The following is a 15,958-nucleotide window of genomic DNA, read 5'->3' as shown; positions in this document are numbered from 1 at the left end:
GCACCCCGCCGCGACATCGCGGGGATCCGCGCCGATAGTCTCGTACCCCGTGATTGGCGCTTTCGAGTCCGCTTCTGGGTCCGCTTCCGGATCCCGCGGCACGCGCCTGCCCACACTCACTGACCTGCTCTATCAGCTGAACAGCCGCTCGGTGACATCCGACACATTGGTGCGCCGTTCGCTACACGCGATCGATGTCAGCCAGTCCACGCTGAACGCATTCCGGGTGGTCTTGACCGAGTCGGCACTAACCGACGCGGCCGAGGCCGACCGGCGACGGGCCGCCGGCGACACGGCGCCGTTGCTGGGTGTCCCGATCGCCGTCAAAGACGACGTCGATGTTGCTGGGGTGCCGACCGCGTTCGGCACCGACGGCCACGTCCGGCCCGCCACCCAGGACGCCGAGGTGGTCCGCCGCCTCAAGGCCGCCGGGGCGGTGATCGTCGGCAAGACCAACACCTGCGAGCTGGGTCAGTGGCCGTTCACCAGTGGGCCCGGATTCGGGCACACCCGCAATCCGTGGTCGCGGCGACACACCCCGGGCGGGTCGTCAGGCGGCAGTGCGGCCGCGGTGGCCGCGGGTCTGGTCACCGCGGCGATCGGCTCCGACGGCGCCGGCAGCATCCGCATTCCCGCGGCGTGGACACACCTGGTCGGGATCAAGCCGCAGCGCGGCCGGATCTCGACCTGGCCGCTACCGGAGTCGTTCAACGGGATCACGGTCAACGGCGTGCTGGCCCGCACGGTGGCCGACGCCGCACTGGTGCTCGACGCGGCGTCGGGCAATGTCGAGGGTGACCGGCACAAGCCGCCCCCGCTGAAGGCGTCCGACTACGTCAGCATCGCGCCCGGGCCGCTGAACATCGCGCTGTCAACCCGGTTCGCGTACACCGTCTTTCGGGCCAAGCTGCATCCCGAGATCCTGGCCGCGACCCGCGCCGTGAGCAAGCAGCTCCAATTGCTCGGCCACACGGTCATGACCGGGAACCCGGACTACGGCGTGCGGCTGGGGTGGGACTTTCTAGCCAGATCGACTGCGGGACTGCGCGAATGGGAAGAGCGGCTGGGCGACGGCGTCGTGTTTGATCCTCGCACGCTGTCCAACCTGCGGATGGGCCATGTACTGGGGCAGGCCATCCTGCGCAACGCGCGAGTGCACGAAGCCGCCCTGCAGCGCCGGGTGGGCTCGATCTTCGACATCGTCGACGTGGTGGTGGCCCCGACGACCGCGCAACCACCCCCGCTGGCCCGATCCTTCGACCGGTTGAGTGGCTTCGGCACCGACCGCGCCATGATCAAGGCGTGCCCGGCGACCTGGCCGTGGAATGTGCTGGGCTGGCCGTCGATCAACGTGCCGGCCGGGTTCACCGCGGACGGCTTGCCGATCGGTGTGCAGTTGATGGGCCCGGCGAACAGCGAGGGCATGCTGATCTCGCTGGCCGCCGAGTTGGAGGCCGTCTGCGGCTGGGCCGCCAAGCAGCCGAAGGTGTGGTGGGAGCACGACCACTTCCGTCCGCACGACTAAACGTGTTGGCGCACTGACTTTTTCGACATAATGAGGCCCTCCCACCGGGCGTGGGAGGGTCTCATCTCATCGGCATCCAATCAGCCGGCGAGGAGTTGCTTGTCGATGTTCCCGCCCGCCTGCTCGTCGGTCTTCGAATAGGCGTCGGCGGCCGCGCCCAGCTTGACGGCGAGGTCCTTGCAGACACTTTGCATCGCTTCGATCGCGGACCGGCGCGCGGCCTCGGCACGCGTGAGCGCAATATTGGAGGGTTCGCTGGCCACACCGTGGGTAAGCCAGACATCGCTGCTGACCCCGTTGGTCGCTCCGGCCGCGGATCCGATCTTGTCGGACGCTTGGTTCTCAATTGTGGCCAGCCTGTCGAGGTAATTGGGCGTGACGACTAAGTCCAACATGGTTGATCTCCTTTTGATTGGTCTGTATTGGGTTGGTTCACAACGGTTTCGACTGAGGTGGCGGGTTACCCGGCGCGCCGTTCCAGGCCCTGCGGCACATCGGCGTGCCGACCGACCGCGGCCACCTCGACCGGTGCACGCTCGGCGCCCTCGGAACCCCGGGCCGCTCCGTTGCCGTCGACATCGTCGGCGGACGCAGGCTCCTCGATGAGACCCGCCTTCTGGCCCGTCCGGGGTACCGGGTAAATCGGCCGCGGCCCCGCACTTTGGTTGAGTTGCGCTGCCTTCCCTGGCATTTGAGCGACCGAGGCCACGGGCGGCACGCTGCATGACGGCGTGGACGGTGTGGTCTCATCCGGGACACCCAGCACACGCCGCCGGGGAGGTTCGTCCGCGTTGGTCAGCGTGCCTTGCTTCGGCGCAGCGTCCGGGCGCGTCGTCGTGGTGACGTCGACCGCGCTGAACACGTCGGTCATCTTGCGCGAGACCTCGCCGAAGTCGGGCGTGGTGGACTTCAGCGCGACGGCCACCTGCGACTCGGTCGACACGGTGCCCGTCGCACTCGGCGCCAACTTTTGGTACTTGAAGATCAAATCGTTTGCCTTGCTTGCATTTTCCTGCGAGTAGTAGAACAGCGTCAAAACGAAGGAGCTGGCAGCGCCTATCCCCAGGACGGCGACCGTGGTGGCGAAGGTTGCGGCCAGGGCGGGGCCGGCCGGAGCGGGCACCCCGACCTTCATGGCATATTCAATCGCAAATGCCGCCATCAGTAGGTCCTTCAATATGCCGAAGGCCAAGCGCATGTGGGTGACCCACTCGGCCTGATTCTTGGTGATGTCGGCAGCCTGGAGGTCCAGCTCGGCCATCGCCTGCGCGAGAGTTCTCAGTGCGGCCACCTGCTGGGAATACGCGTCCGACGCATCACCCTGCCAGCCGTCGTCGGGGAGGGCCGTCTTCAGCTGTTCGGAGATTTCGGTGAGCTGTTGCGAACCCGCGGTGAAATCCGCTCCGTCGCAAGGTGGCCCGAATCCGGTCATCAGCTCCACGATGTCGACGACGGTGAGGGCCTTGAGGATAAGGCTGGTGGTGTCCTTGTTCGCCCCGACCTCTTCGAGCTCTTCGGGAGACATGTTCCGGGACAGCCGATATTGCCCAATCGCTCGGTAGCTGGTGAGGCCGGCGGAGAGCGCGTCCGCGCTCATACTGGTCACACTTGACGCAATATATTCACCACCGTAACTGGCGCTGCCTGAGCCGTTGAATTGTGCGCCAATCCCACCCAAATTGGCTATTACCCTTGCGGCGTCTACGAATACGTTCATCAGTAGTTCCTTGCTCTCGATACGTTTGGTGAGGTTCGGCGATGAACCCGGCCGGGGGCTTTCCGACCGTTGCGAAAATTTTCGGCTATCGCCCTTGACAGATTCTTGGAGCGGATTTCCGAATTACGCTGCCTCGGCGAGGGGGACGTCGAGCCGCGTCGCGAGGTGGTTCCAGTACAGCCAGTCGGCGACGTTGCCACGCTGGGCAACCGGGTCCGCCGCGGTGTGAGCCCGGTGCAGGACGACCTCTTGGGTGTGGACGGCGTAGGCGTGCATTGCCCGTAGGTGTGCGGCCTGGCGGCCGGCTAGCTCGCTGGCCAGCGGCTGCATCACCGCGAGCCACAACATGGCACGCCGGCTGGCCGGTGGGTTGCCAACGGGCGCCGCGGGTATCAGCTCGAGCAATTCCCGATCCGGGGTGGCTGCCAACCGATCGGCCGCTGCCGGGTCCACCACTTCTAGCCGGGTTCGCCCGTCCATCTCGCCGCTGTCCGGAATGTCATCCAGGCGCAGCACAATCTTGGCCACACCGGGATCGCAATTGGCCAACTGCGTTTCGGTGCCGATGACCGCCCGCAACTCGGTGTTGCGATGGCTCGCCCATGCCTGCACGGCCAACACCGGATAGGTCGCCCAGCGCGCCCGATCCGAGGCTGGGATCGTCTCGTCCGCGCTTGCCATGTGCACCTTTTCGGGCAACTGCACCCCGTCGGGAATGTAGGCCAGCCCGTAGCTGTTGGCCACCACGATCTCGCCGTCGGTGGTCACCGCGGTCACCCAGAAGAACCCCATATCCGGCGCGCTGCCCGCGACGTGCGCGTTCAGGGCAGCCGCGACGTGTCGTGCCCGCCGCAGTCCATCAGACCCGGCGCGACGCGAGGCGCTACCGCCGGTGGCGTCGGCAATCGCGTCCCGCGCGGCGCGCGCCGTTGAAACCGAAACTAGCTGCACCGCAGCGATATCCGGTGTCCGAGTGGATTCGGTCGACTCCCTGCGTGCCGCAGCCCGGTGCCGCGGTGCCGCCTTGGCGGTGGCGGCCGGTCGCACACCGGACGGCTTGCCCGATGGCGCCTGCCCGATAGGGGCACGCGAACCCGACCCCGCGCCCTGACCACCGGCTGCAGCGGCCGGCGTCATCGGCGCGGCCGGGGCGATGGGCCCGCTCGGCATGGCGGTCTCGTCCGCTGGTCCGGGTGACGAGTCTCCCGACAACGGCCGAACCGAAACCACGCCCTTGCTCCTGACACCCCCATGCGGTGTCGCCGAACCGTGCGCAGCCGCAGGACCCATACCGGAGGCACCCGGCGTCGCGACCGCATGGCCGCCGGCGGAGGCCGCCGGGGATACCGACGCCGGCCCAGTCGACGACGACACCAACGCGGGCCCAGGCAACGGAGGCAGTTGCGGAGTTGGCCGCGGGCCGCCGCCCGCAGGGGCAGCTGACGGCGACAGCGTTACCGGCGCAATCGGCGCCGGGGCCACCGACGCCGGCCACGCGGGAGTGTTCTCAGCGGACTCGTCGTCTTCGCGTGGTAACACTTGCTGGTGGAGCAGGTTCCGCGCGGCGTGGGCCGGGGGCGTCGCCTGCTTGCTGGCCATAATCTGCTCCGCGGTGTCGGTCACCACGCTGACATTCGCCGCGTGCGTCGCACTCACCACCGCGTCGATCGCATCGGTCCGCTCGGCGGCGTCGAGGCTGGAGTCGTTCTCCAGCTCGTTGATCTGCCGGTGAGCGAGCTCCACGTTGTCGCCGATTTCCGACTTGGCTTGAACGACCGAGCCCGCGATATCCCGTTGCCAGGCAATCACTCTCGCCACATGGCTTTGCAGCGTCGTCAAATCGTCGATGCGCGTCGCAAGCTCGCCGCCCGCAGCACCGGCGGCGGCGCCCGTCCAGACGCCGACCTCGAAAATCTCAATTTGCTGGTGCTGGCAGGCCTGCAAAACCTCGGTGATATCCGACAAAACCCGCGTGTATTCCTGAGCCCGGTCGTGCAAGCTGCCCTCATCGACCTGTGGCCACCCGTTCGGTTCGAGCATCCGCTCCGCATACTGACCCGTCGGCTTCACGATGCTCATGACTTCGGGCCTTTCTGGTCGGCGGCGCCCTTCGGCGGCGGGAGTCGCCCGATGATGCCCTCGGTCCAAGCGCGGTTCTCGGTGTAGATCGCGTCGTCGTCCTGCTGCAGGCGTTTGCCCTTGCCGGCACCTCGATCGCCCTGGGCGCCCAGCGGCGCCGCACCCATGCCGCCGCCACCCATCGCGCCGCGCGCTCCCGGCAGCGCAGGGCCGGGGCCGGCCGCGCTGTTCGCCGCCGGGCCTGGCGAAGCCGAGGCGTAGTAGGGATCCTTCAACGGCGTCGACGGCACGCCGAGCCCGCCAAGGCCGACCGACGCGGCTTTGAGCGACGGCGACCCCCCTTTCAGCAGACCCGGAACCTTGGTGTCTTTCCCGCCCGCCAGGGGCAGGTTCGGCACCGCCGGCGTCTTCGGGGTACCGGCCGAAGGCAGACTCGGCATGCAGGGCATGCTCGGCAGCCCGGCCGCCGCGTCACCAGCGGGACTGTCGGGAAGGATCGCCCCACCGTCGTCAGGAATGTCGTCGCTGTCGGACGCCGGCTCGATGGGGAAAGCCTCCGGAGGCTTCGGCGGGTTAACCGGAGTTAACGGGAGGTTCGCCTTCTGCTGGTACTGGGAAATGACCTCGTCCGAGGTTTCTTGGATTTGGTGCCAGTTGTCGATAAAAGATTGTCTAAAGCCCGGCGTATCGGGGTTGTCGCTATACATTGCCCATTCTTCTTCGTTCCTTACGCAGTCTTGGTAAGTGATGAAGGATTCGCCGAAGGGGCCAGTGAACTTTACGTGTTCGTGGCGTACCCAGCGGTGGGCATCGACGACGGTGCGGGCTTGAGTGACCAGCTGGTTGCACAATTCCGCCATGGCGTTCAACCACGACCTCTGTTGATCGAAGTTCGCTTCAACAGCCGAACTCGCTGTGCCGGACCATTGCGTGAAAGGCCGGAATCGAGCGCTGGCTCGCAACAAGGTGACCCGGTAGGCCTCCCATCCATCCGCGAAGGCAAGAAATGCGGCACCCTGGTCGGCCTGCTCCAAGTCCCACGACCGTTGTTTGACCGTCTGAAATTCGACCGGTGACGGTGCCGCCGCCAACGGCGTGTCGGTCAGCTTGGCCCGATCCACCGGATCGGCGACCTTCAGCGGCGCGATCGACACGGGGGTCCCATCATGGATGGCCTGCGCAGCACCCTCGTCCGCGTCATCGTAGGCCTTGGCCGCGTTGCGCAGCGACTCCGCCAACCTTCCCCGCTCCCGATCGCCTACGCTCAGGTACAGCCGTATGTTGTTCGCGGACAACATAAGTTGTTCGCCAGCCGAGACTATTGGTGGATGGGCGCACGGCGCCTGGAGGGCTTGGATTTCCGGGGGCAGGCCGGGAATCGCTTGCTCCAGTTCGGCGGCTCTGGCTAGAAGTTCCTGCTTCTCCACGTTGACCGTCAGCGGCTGCGTCATGGCGGCGGTCCTCCTTCTGCTGTCTCGACCGTTGGAGAAGACCTTCTCCTTAAACCCTCAAAGGATTCTTGGAAAGGGTCGGTCGAATACGCAGCGCGATACCTGACCGCGAGGTTCTATGAGCTAAAAGCCAAGCCGCCCAAGCTGTTTCGGGTCGCTCTGCCAGTTCTTGGCGACCTTGACGCGCAGGTCGAGATAGACCTTGGTGCCCAGCAACTTCTCGATCTGGGCGCGTGCCGCCGTCCCGACTTCGCGCAGCCTGGCCCCACCCTTGCCGATGATGATGCCCTTCTGGCTGTCCCGCTCGACGTAGAGCAACGCGTGCACGTCGATCAGGTCGTCGCGGTCGGATCGCGGGTTGATCTCGTCGATCACCACCGCCAGCGAGTGCGGAAGCTCGTCGTGAATCCCCTCCAGGGCGGCTTCGCGGATCAGTTCGGCTATCAGGGTCTCTTCCGGTTCGTCGGTCAGCTCGCCGTCGGGGTAATACGCCGGACCGGGGGGCAGCGCCGCGACCAGGACGTCGATCAGCACGTCGACCTGTGTTCCGGCCACGGCAGAGACCGGGACGATTTCGGCCGAGCCTTCGACTAATTCACTGACGGCGAAGAGCTGCGCAGCCACCCGATCCTTGGGTGTCTTGTCGATCTTGGTGACGATCACGACGAGCGTGGTCTTCGGTGCGACCGAACGAATCTGGTCGAGGATCCAGCGATCTCCGGGACCGATCGCCTCGTCGGCCGGGATGCACAACCCGATGACGTCGACTTCGGTATACGTATCCCGGACCAGGTCGTTGAGCCGTTTGCCCAGCAGGGTGCGCGGCCGGTGCAGGCCCGGGGTGTCGACGAGAATGATCTGAAAGTTCTCCCGGTGCACGATGCCGCGGATGGTGTGACGGGTGGTCTGCGGGCGTTTCGAGGTGATCGCGACCTTGGTGCCGACCAGAGCGTTGGTCAAAGTCGACTTTCCGGTGTTCGGCCGGCCCACCAAACACACGAAACCCGAACGGAATTCACTCATAGCGGGGCACCGGCGGGGTCGGTGAAGATGATCGCCACGGTCGGGCTGAGCTCGCGCACCGCGGCGATGCCGGGGTCGTCGGCCGACCCGGAAACCAACACGGCGGCCTCCAGGCTCCTCGCCCCGCTGGATACGGCCGCGGCCACCGCCGCCTGCAATCCGGTGAGCTGTAGCGCCGACAAGTCCACTGGCGCAGCCGCATACGTGCGGCCGTCGACATCGCGCACCGAGGCGGCGCTGCCGGCCTGGACGCGGGCCATCGCGGCGCGCGCCAGCACCACCAGCTTCGCGTCCTCGGCGTCGAGTTGCTCAGCCATGATGCGTGCCCTCGAACTCGCGGTCCTCCGATTCGGCCGGGCTCAGCAGCACCGTGCCGATCCGCAGCCGCCCGCGATGGTCGGTGCCCCCCTCGGCGCGCAGCCGCAGGCCGTGCGAGACCACCTCGGCGCCGGGCAGCGGAACCCGCCCCAATTCCAGTGCCATCAGGCCGCCCACCGTGTCGACGTCGAGATCGTCGTCGAATTCGACATCGTAGAGTTCGCCGACGTCTTCGATCGGCAGCCGCGACGACACCCGAAAGTGCTTGTCGCCCAAGTCTTCTATCGGTGCTACCTCTGCTTCGTCGTACTCGTCGGCGATCTCGCCGACGATCTCCTCGAGTACGTCTTCGATGCTGACCAGCCCGGCGATCGCGCCGTACTCGTCGACGAGCAGCGCCATGTGGTTGCGGTCGCGCTGCATTTCACGCAGCAGCGCATCCAACGGCTTGGAGTCCGGCACGAACACCGCCGGACGCATCACCTGCGCCACCTTGATATCCCGACCACCGTCAGCGGCCAAGAATGTCTGCTCGACAAGGTCTTTCAGATACACCACCCCGACGATGTCGTCGACGTTCTCGCCGATCACCGGAATGCGGGAATGCCCACTGCGCACGGCCAAGTTCATCGCCTGGCTGGCGAATTTGTCACTTTCGATCCAGATCATCTCGGTGCGCGGCACCATCACCTCACGCGCCGGGGTGTCGCCGAGTTCGAACACCGACTCGATCATCCGGCGCTCGTCGGCGGCGACGACGCCGCGCTGCTGGGCCAGGTCGACAACTTCGCGTAACTCGATCTCAGACGCGAACGGCCCGTTTCTCAGGCCGCGGCCGGGCGTGAGCGCGTTACCAATCACCACCAGCAGCCGGCTGACCGGCATCAACAGCGACGAAACCACCTGCAGCGGAATGGCTAACACCAGTGAGATCTGATACGCGTGCTGGCGGCCAAGGGTCCGCGGACCCACACCGATGACGATGAAGCTGGTCAGCACCATGATGGTCGCGGCGCCGAACACCGCCCAGTTCAGACCGAAGTTGTCGTACAGGAAGACGACCAACAGTACGGTCGCGGTGACCTCACAGGTGATGCGCAACAGCACCACCAGGTTGATATAGCGTGGCCGATCGGCCATCACCTTCGACAAGGACCGCGCTCCGGGCCGCTCATCGCGCACCAGCTCGGCCACCCGAGCCACCGACACCGTGCTAATGGCACCGTCGATCGCCGCGAAGACCCCACCCAGAACGATCAACGCGAGCGCGCCGAGCAGCTGAGATATCCCGGTCAACGGTGCTAATGCCTTGACTCGGTAGCGGACTCTGTGTTGGCGTCGTCGCCTTTGCCCCGACGATTGAGCAACCCGGCGATGACGACAACCGCCATCACCAGCAACCCGTAGCGCACCGCCCACGGCCACCAGGCTTGGGCGGGTTGGGTGGGCTGAGCGGGTTGGCTTTGGTCGCCGCGAACGGCCAGCGCCACCAGGAAGTCGCCATTGTCGGTCGGCCCGAAGCCCGGCAGCGACTGGGTCTTGCTCACCCTGATCTGCACGCCGCTGGTGGGATCGTTGACCTGACCCCAGGCCACGGTGGAGTCGTCGAGCAGGAAGGTGTCCTGGCTGCCCACGGGTTGGCTTTCGTCGCGGCCCACCACCGCCACCTGACCGATTTGCACGATCTGGTTGTCGGCGGGGACTTCGGCCAAGACGTTCTGATACAGCGTCGGGGGTGCCGGGGCGACATACTCCGGCGGCGGTGGACCCTGCCCGTTGGGCGGCGGTACGAAAGCCCCGCCGTAGAAGCTGCCCGCCGCCAGATAGCTCTCGCCGACCGCGGTGAACGGAACCAGGCCCACCGTGCCGGCATCCAGCACGATCCGGCCACCGGCCGGAAGGTACGCCTCCTGGGAAGCGCCGTCGTAGGTGTAGTGGAAGGTCATCGCCTGACTGAGCGGGTTGTACAGAACCGGCCGGTGATCCTCGTCGTAGTCGACGTAGTCCCAGTGCCGGGGGCGGATCAGGACCTTGTTGTCAGCCCTGACCTGTTCGACGTTTTCACTGTGGGTGCTGACGACGTTCTGCACCTGCTGGTTGAAGTCCGTCCCGGTCGGCGGCTTCGGCGGGTCGGCCGGATTGATTCGCGCCGCGGGTGCGGCCTTGGCAGCCGCGACCGCCTGCGGTGGCGCATCCAGCTTCTTCGGCGGTGCCACCACCCCGACGTTTCTCGGCGCACCCGGGGCCGGGGCATTGATCTTCGGGGTCTGCACCGGCGTCGGCGCCGGGCGCGTGGAAGTGGGCGGGGGCAACGGCGGCGGCTCCGGAATATAGGCCGGCACGGTGCTCGACGGTGCCGGGGCCGGCCGCGGCGCAGGGGCGTTGCACACGTTCGCGGTGTGATACGCCTGCACATAAAACAGGCAGTGCTGGCAGGACACGGGGTTTGCCCCGTCGCCGGCGCACGGAGACGCCTGTGCCACACCGGGCGCGCCGGCCAGCACGACCAGCGGCGCCAAGGCTATGGCGGCGCAAACCGCGATCCAGAGTGCTCTCTTCAAAGGGTTCAATTGTCGAAATACCTTGACTTGTCCAGCAACCGGCGATCTTTCTCGTCCTGCCGGTCGTAGTGGTACGCCTCGACCTGTTCGGCTACCCACTCTTCGAGAAGCCGCCCCTGTAGGGCGAACATCTCCTTCTCCTCGTCGTGCTCGGCGTGGTCATAGCCGAGCAGGTGCAGCACGCCGTGAATTGTCAACAGCGCCAACTCATGTCCGAGACTGTGGCCCGCCGCGGCGGCCTGCTCGGCCGCGAACTCCGGGCACAACACAATGTCGCCCAGCATCGACGGCCCCGGCTCGGGTGCGTCCGGACGTCCGCCGGGCTCGAGCTCGTCCATCGGGAAACTCATCACGTCGGTCGGGCCGGGCAGGTCCATCCAGCGCATGTGCAGGTCGGCCATCGCCGCGGTGTCCAGCAGCACCATCGACAGCTCGGCGACCGGATTCACGTCCATCTTGGCGATCACGAAGCGCGCGACGCTCACCAATTCCGCTTCGGAGACGTCGATGCCCGATTCGTTGGACACTTCGATAGTCATGGACCGCTCACCGCACCATCATCGGCGATTTCGGGTGCCGGATGCCCGCCGAGCCGCCCGATTAGTGCCCGAGTTGGATTCCTCAACCCTCGCATAGGCGTCGACGATTTCCGAAACCAGCCGATGACGCACCACATCCACGCTGGTCAGCTCGGCAACATGGATGTCGTCGATGTCTTCGAGGATGTCCACGGCCGCCCGCAGCCCCGACTTGGCGCCGCCCGGCAGGTCGATCTGGGTGACGTCCCCGGTGACGACCATCTTGGAGCCGAAACCCAGCCGGGTGAGGAACATCTTCATCTGCTCGGCAGTGGTGTTCTGTGCCTCGTCGAGCACGATGAAAGCGGAGTTGAGGCTGCGCCCCCGCATATATGCCAGTGGCGCCACTTCGATGACCCCGGCGGACATCAACTTCGGAATCAGCTCGGGATCCATCATGTCGTACAGCGCGTCATACAGCGGCCGCAGATAGGGATCGATCTTCTCGCTCAGCGTGCCGGGCAAAAAGCCAAGGCGCTCACCGGCTTCCACCGCGGGCCGGGTCAGGATGATGCGGCTCACCTGCTTTGCCTGCAGCGCGTGGACCGCCTTGGCCATGGCCAGGTACGTCTTGCCGGTGCCGGCCGGCCCGACCCCGAACACGATGGTGTGGGCGTCGATGGCGTCGACGTAGCGCTTCTGGTTGAGCGTCTTGGGCCGGATCGTCTTGCCGCGGCGCGCCAGGACGTCGAGGGTGAGCACCTCGGCGGGCGACTCGTCGCCGGTGCCGACCAGCATCGCGACACTGTGGCGCACCACTTCCGGGGTCAGCGACTGGCCGCTGGCCACGATCGCGATCAGCTCGGAGATCGCACGCTCGGCGATCGCGACGTCGGCCGGTTCGCCCGAAATGGTGACGGCGTTGCCACGAACATGCAGGTCGGCGCTGAGGATGCGCTCCAAGGCGCGCAGATTCTCATCTGACGAGCCCAGCAAGCCCACGACGAGATCAGGGGGAACGTCGATGCTGCTGCGAACCTGAGCGTCGGCCTGCAGGGCCCCAGCTGCGTCAGCAGCGTTGGTCTCGCGTGGCGTCACGTGGTTTCCGGTGCCTGCCTTCTCGGCTCGTCAGGGGTTGTTCGGATGCCTCAGTCTACGCCGAGGGCTCCGCCTGGTCAGCTGCTAGCGGCCCGGGCGGCCCGACTTCGGCGGTTTGCTCCCATCGCGCGGTGAGCACGCCGAGTGCGCCCAAGGCCACCGCGGCGGCCGTCGAAGTCCGCAGCACCTGCGGGCCCAGCCGGATCGCGACGCCGCCCGCGTCGGTCAGCGCCGTCAGCTCATCCGGAGCGATACCTCCCTCGGGACCGACCACGAGGAACAGCGAGTTCGCCTGCGCCACCGCAACGTCGGCGATCCGGTCGGTCGCGGACTCGTGCAGGACCACGACCGTGCCGCCGGCGGCCACTTCGTCGCGGATCCGCTGGACCAGCGCCGCCGTCGACACCAGGGGGTCGACGGGCGGGATGTAGGCGCGCCGCGATTGCCGGGCCGCCGACCGGACCACCGCTCGCCAGCGGCGCAGCCCCTTCTCGACGCGGGCGCCCTGCCAGCTGGCCACGCAGCGGGCCGCCTGCCAGGGCAAAAACGCATCCGCGCCGGCCTCGGTGGCCAATTCGATCGCCAACTCCGAGCGCTCGGACTTGGGCAGCGCCTGCACGACCGTGACCGGCGGCTTCGGTGGGTCGACGGTCCAACGGTCCAGCACCCGGGCCCGCAGGCCGTCGCGTCCGGACTGCTCGACCGCGCAGCGGGCCAAGCCGCCGGCGCCGTCGCCGAGCACCAATTCCTCCCCGGACCGGATCCGGCGCACCGTCGCGGCGTGGAATCCCTCGTCGCCGTCGACGACCGCCAGCCCACCGGTGTCGGGCAGTGCTTCGACGTAGAACAGCGTCGCGACCATGTGCGCGGCCCCCGCGAGCGCGGCTAGCGTCCGGTGAACGTCTCGCGCAGCCGGCTGAACAGCCCACCGCCGGAGTGCGTCGAGCGGACCTCGGGCACATCACGGCTGCGGCGGGTCTTCAGCTCGCGCAACAGTTCGCTGTCGTGGTGGTCCAGCCGGGTGGGCACCACCACCTCGACGTGGACGTGCAGATTGCCCCGGGTGGCCGAGCGCAGCTGCGGCATCCCGTGGCCGCGCAGCGTGATGACCGAACCCGGTTGGGTGCCAGGCGGAATGGTGATCTCGCTGGTGCCGTCGAGGATGGCGTCGACGCTGAGCGTGGCGCCGAGTGCGGCGTCGACCATCGGCACCGAAACCGTGCAGTGCAGGTCGTCGCCGTCGCGGACGAAGATGTCATGGGCCTGCTCGTGCACCTCGACATAGAGGTCACCGGCCGGCCCTCCCCCGGGCCCGACCTCACCCTGAGCGGCCAGCCGAACCCGCATGCCGTCGCCGACACCGGCCGGAATCTTGACGCTGATCTCGCGGCGCGCCCGCACCCGGCCGTCGCCCACGCACTGATGGCAGGGGTCGGGGATGACCACGCCCACGCCGCGACAGGTGGGGCACGGCCGCGACGTCACCATCTGGCCCAGCAGCGAACGCTGCACCGACTGCACCTCGCCGCGACCGCCGCAGGTGTCACACGGGATCGGCGCGGAATCGCCGTTGGTGCCCTTGCCCTGGCAGCGGTCACACAACACCGCGGTGTCGACGGTGACCTGCTTGGTCACGCCGGTCGCGCACTCTTCGAGATCCAGCCGCATCCGCAGCAGCGAATCCGAGCCGGGCCGAACCCGGCCGATCGGACCGCGAGACGTCGCGCCCCCGCTGAAGCCGCCACCGAAGAACGCCTCGAACACGTCGCCCAGGCCGCCGAATCCGCCGAATCCGCCGCCCGCGGCCGCGTTTTCCAGCGGGTCCCCACCGAGGTCGACGATCCGGCGCTTCTCCGGGTCGCTCAGCACCTCGTAGGCGACGCTGATTTCCTTGAACTTCGCCTGCGCGGCTTCGTCGGGGTTGATGTCGGGGTGCAGTTCGCGCGCCAGCTTCCGGTACGCGCGTTTGATCTCCGCATCGCCGGCGTTCTTGCTCACGCCGAGCAGCCCGTAATAGTCGCGTGCCACGCCTGACCTTTCTTGTGCCGCGCCTACGCGGCTGTCCACAAACCCTGCGGGTGCGCGGTCATCGAGCACCCAGGACTTCGCCAATATAAAGAGCAACCGCGGCCACACTGGCGATAGTTCCCGGATAGTCCATCCGGGTGGGTCCCAGCACACCCATACCGCCATACACGGTGTCCATGGTGCCGTACACGGTAGACACCATCGATGTGCCCGCCATCTGCTCGGCCGCCGTCTCGTGGCCGATGCGCACCGTCACCTTGCCGGCCTCCTGCTGAGCCGCCAGCAACCGCAGCACCACCACCTGCTCCTCGAGTGCTTCCAGAACGGAGCGCAGCGACCCGCCGAAGTCCGCCGAGTTGCGGGTCAGGTTCGCGGTGCCGCCCATCAGCAGGCGCTCTTCGGTGTGCTCCACCAGCGACTCCAGCAACACCGTCGCCGAACGGCCGATCGCGTCGCCCAGCCCGCCGTGGCCGCCCAGCTGCTGGGCGAGGTCGGCCACCGCGACCGAGGCCGCGGAGAGCTTCTTGCCTTCCAGGGCCTGGCCCAGGATCTCGCGCAGCTGGGAGAGCTCGTAATCGTCGATCACGTCGCCGAGTTCGACGATGCGCTGATCCACTCGCCCGGATTCGGTGATCACCACCATCAACAGCCGCGCCGGCGTCAGCGCGATCACTTCCAGATGCCGAACCGTCGACGTCGACAACGTCGGGTACTGCACGACGGCCACCTGACGGGTCAGCTGAGCCAGCAGCCGCACCGCCCGGCGCAGCACGTCGTCGAGGTCGACGCCGGATTCCAGGAAGCTTTGAATCGCCCGTCGCTCGGCCGACGACAACGGCTTGACGTCGTCGATCCGGTCGACAAATTCGCGGTAACCCTTCTCGGTGGGCACCCGCCCGGAGCTGGTGTGCGGCTGGGTGATGTAGCCCTCGGCCTCCAGCACCGCCATGTCGTTGCGGATCGTGGCGCTGGACACCCCGAGGTTGTGCCGCTCGACAAGCGACTTCGAACCGATGGGTTCCTTGGTGGAGACGAAGTCGGCGACGATGGCGCGCAGCACCTCGAAGCGACGGTCGTCAGCACTACCCATTAGTTGCTACCTCCTTGATCGCGTTCATTTTACGGTCTCACACATCGCGCTGACCTCGCTGCGCACGCGTCCGCCGCGCACTTCCGACAACTTTGCGGCTAGCCTGTCCAGCAGGTATCGGTAGGGCCTCGACGATGCATCGGAGAAGATCCGCCAATGATTTTCAAGGGCGTACGAGACGGGAAACCCTATCCGGAACACGGGCTGTCCTACCGCGACTGGTCCCAGATACCGCCGCAGCAGATCCGGCTCGACGAACTGGTCACCACGACGACCGTGCTGGCCCTGGACCGGTTGCTCTCCGAAGACTCCACCTTCTACGGCGATCTTTTCCCGCATGCCGTGCGGTGGAAAGGCATCATCTACCTCGAGGACGGCCTGCACCGCGCGGTGCAAGCCGCGCTGCGGAATCGCACCGTGTTCCACGCCCGGGTGTACGACATGGACATACCGCTGAGCCAGCAGACCCAGGGATCGGGTTCGACGTTCGGGCATTAGCCCGGTCACGTTTGCGCGTCGCCGGGTGTCGACGTAGTGAGGGCCACAGCGG

General features: G+C 66.9%; 15 protein-coding genes. 2 read left to right on the top strand and 13 right to left on the bottom strand.

All coding sequences use genetic code 11. The features are described from left to right. Positions 1-49: 49 nt before the first annotated feature. Positions 50-1,525: an amidase gene (locus tag LMQ14_RS09305; RefSeq protein WP_267734458.1), complete on the top strand. Its 1,476-nt coding sequence runs from the start codon at positions 50-52 to the stop codon at positions 1,523-1,525. An 80-nt stretch (positions 1,526-1,605) separates the two neighbouring features. Here the strand turns inward: LMQ14_RS09305 and LMQ14_RS09300 are convergent, their stop codons facing one another. The 13 genes from LMQ14_RS09300 to hrcA all read right to left on the bottom strand — a co-directional run bounded on the left by LMQ14_RS09300 (position 1,606) and on the right by hrcA (position 15,408). Beyond that, the gene (locus LMQ14_RS09300; protein ID WP_267734457.1) at positions 1,606-1,920 is read right to left on the bottom strand and encodes an ESX-1 secretion-associated protein; all 315 of its coding nucleotides are present in this window, start codon (positions 1,918-1,920) and stop codon (positions 1,606-1,608) included. Between the two features lie 65 nt (positions 1,921-1,985). Next, positions 1,986-3,122 carry an EspA/EspE family type VII secretion system effector gene (locus LMQ14_RS09295; protein WP_267734456.1) on the bottom strand — a complete coding sequence of 379 codons (1,137 nt, stop codon included), beginning with the start codon at positions 3,120-3,122 and terminating at the stop codon, positions 1,986-1,988. Positions 3,123-3,365: 243 nt separating this feature from the next. Beyond that, positions 3,366-5,321, bottom strand: a complete 1,956-nt coding sequence (locus LMQ14_RS09290) for a coiled-coil domain-containing protein (protein WP_267734455.1) — start codon at positions 5,319-5,321, stop codon at positions 3,366-3,368. Further along, the gene (locus LMQ14_RS09285) at positions 5,318-6,772 is read right to left on the bottom strand and encodes a PPE domain-containing protein (RefSeq protein WP_267734454.1); all 1,455 of its coding nucleotides are present in this window, start codon (positions 6,770-6,772) and stop codon (positions 5,318-5,320) included. The genes LMQ14_RS09290 and LMQ14_RS09285 overlap by 4 nt, the downstream gene beginning before the upstream one ends. 123 nt (positions 6,773-6,895) lie before the next feature. After that, positions 6,896-7,795, bottom strand: a complete 900-nt coding sequence (gene era / locus LMQ14_RS09280; protein ID WP_267734453.1) for a GTPase Era — start codon at positions 7,793-7,795, stop codon at positions 6,896-6,898. Then, a complete protein-coding gene (locus LMQ14_RS09275) occupies positions 7,792-8,112 on the bottom strand; it encodes a cytidine deaminase (RefSeq protein ID WP_267734452.1) in 321 nt (106 codons plus the stop codon). Before LMQ14_RS09275 ends, era begins: the two co-directional genes overlap by 4 nt. Continuing rightward, positions 8,105-9,409 (bottom strand): hemolysin family protein, encoded by a 1,305-nt coding sequence (locus tag LMQ14_RS09270; RefSeq protein WP_267734451.1) that lies wholly within the window; start codon positions 9,407-9,409, stop codon positions 8,105-8,107. Before LMQ14_RS09270 ends, LMQ14_RS09275 begins: the two co-directional genes overlap by 8 nt. 5 nt (positions 9,410-9,414) lie before the next feature. Then, entirely contained in the window at positions 9,415-10,683 is a 1,269-nt protein-coding gene (locus LMQ14_RS09265; RefSeq protein ID WP_420714630.1) for a hypothetical protein, read from the bottom strand. After that, the gene (ybeY, locus tag LMQ14_RS09260) at positions 10,680-11,213 is read right to left on the bottom strand and encodes an rRNA maturation RNase YbeY (RefSeq protein ID WP_267734449.1); all 534 of its coding nucleotides are present in this window, start codon (positions 11,211-11,213) and stop codon (positions 10,680-10,682) included. Before ybeY ends, LMQ14_RS09265 begins: the two co-directional genes overlap by 4 nt. Positions 11,214-11,231: 18 nt before the next feature. Further along, a complete protein-coding gene (locus LMQ14_RS09255) occupies positions 11,232-12,290 on the bottom strand; it encodes a PhoH family protein (RefSeq protein WP_267734448.1) in 1,059 nt (352 codons plus the stop codon). Positions 12,291-12,345: 55 nt separating this feature from the next. Then, positions 12,346-13,152 (bottom strand): 16S rRNA (uracil(1498)-N(3))-methyltransferase, encoded by an 807-nt coding sequence (locus LMQ14_RS09250; RefSeq protein ID WP_267734447.1) that lies wholly within the window; start codon positions 13,150-13,152, stop codon positions 12,346-12,348. Between the two features lie 23 nt (positions 13,153-13,175). Beyond that, positions 13,176-14,318, bottom strand: coding sequence for a molecular chaperone DnaJ (gene dnaJ, locus LMQ14_RS09245; RefSeq protein WP_267734446.1), 1,143 nt, complete (start codon positions 14,316-14,318; stop codon positions 13,176-13,178). Positions 14,319-14,376: 58 nt separating this feature from the next. Next, a complete protein-coding gene (gene hrcA, locus LMQ14_RS09240; RefSeq protein WP_267734445.1) occupies positions 14,377-15,408 on the bottom strand; it encodes a heat-inducible transcriptional repressor HrcA in 1,032 nt (343 codons plus the stop codon). A 156-nt stretch (positions 15,409-15,564) separates the two neighbouring features. Between hrcA and LMQ14_RS09235 the strand changes: the two genes are divergently transcribed. Then, on the top strand, positions 15,565-15,906 hold the full coding sequence (locus LMQ14_RS09235; protein WP_267734444.1) for a type II toxin-antitoxin system VapB family antitoxin: 342 nt from the start codon (positions 15,565-15,567) through the stop codon (positions 15,904-15,906). Positions 15,907-15,958: the final 52 nt, after the last annotated feature.

This window comes from Mycobacterium sp. Aquia_213, assembly GCF_026625985.1.
Lineage (GTDB): Bacteria > Actinomycetota > Actinomycetes > Mycobacteriales > Mycobacteriaceae > Mycobacterium.
This window is presented reverse-complemented; position numbering and strand designations above follow the sequence as displayed.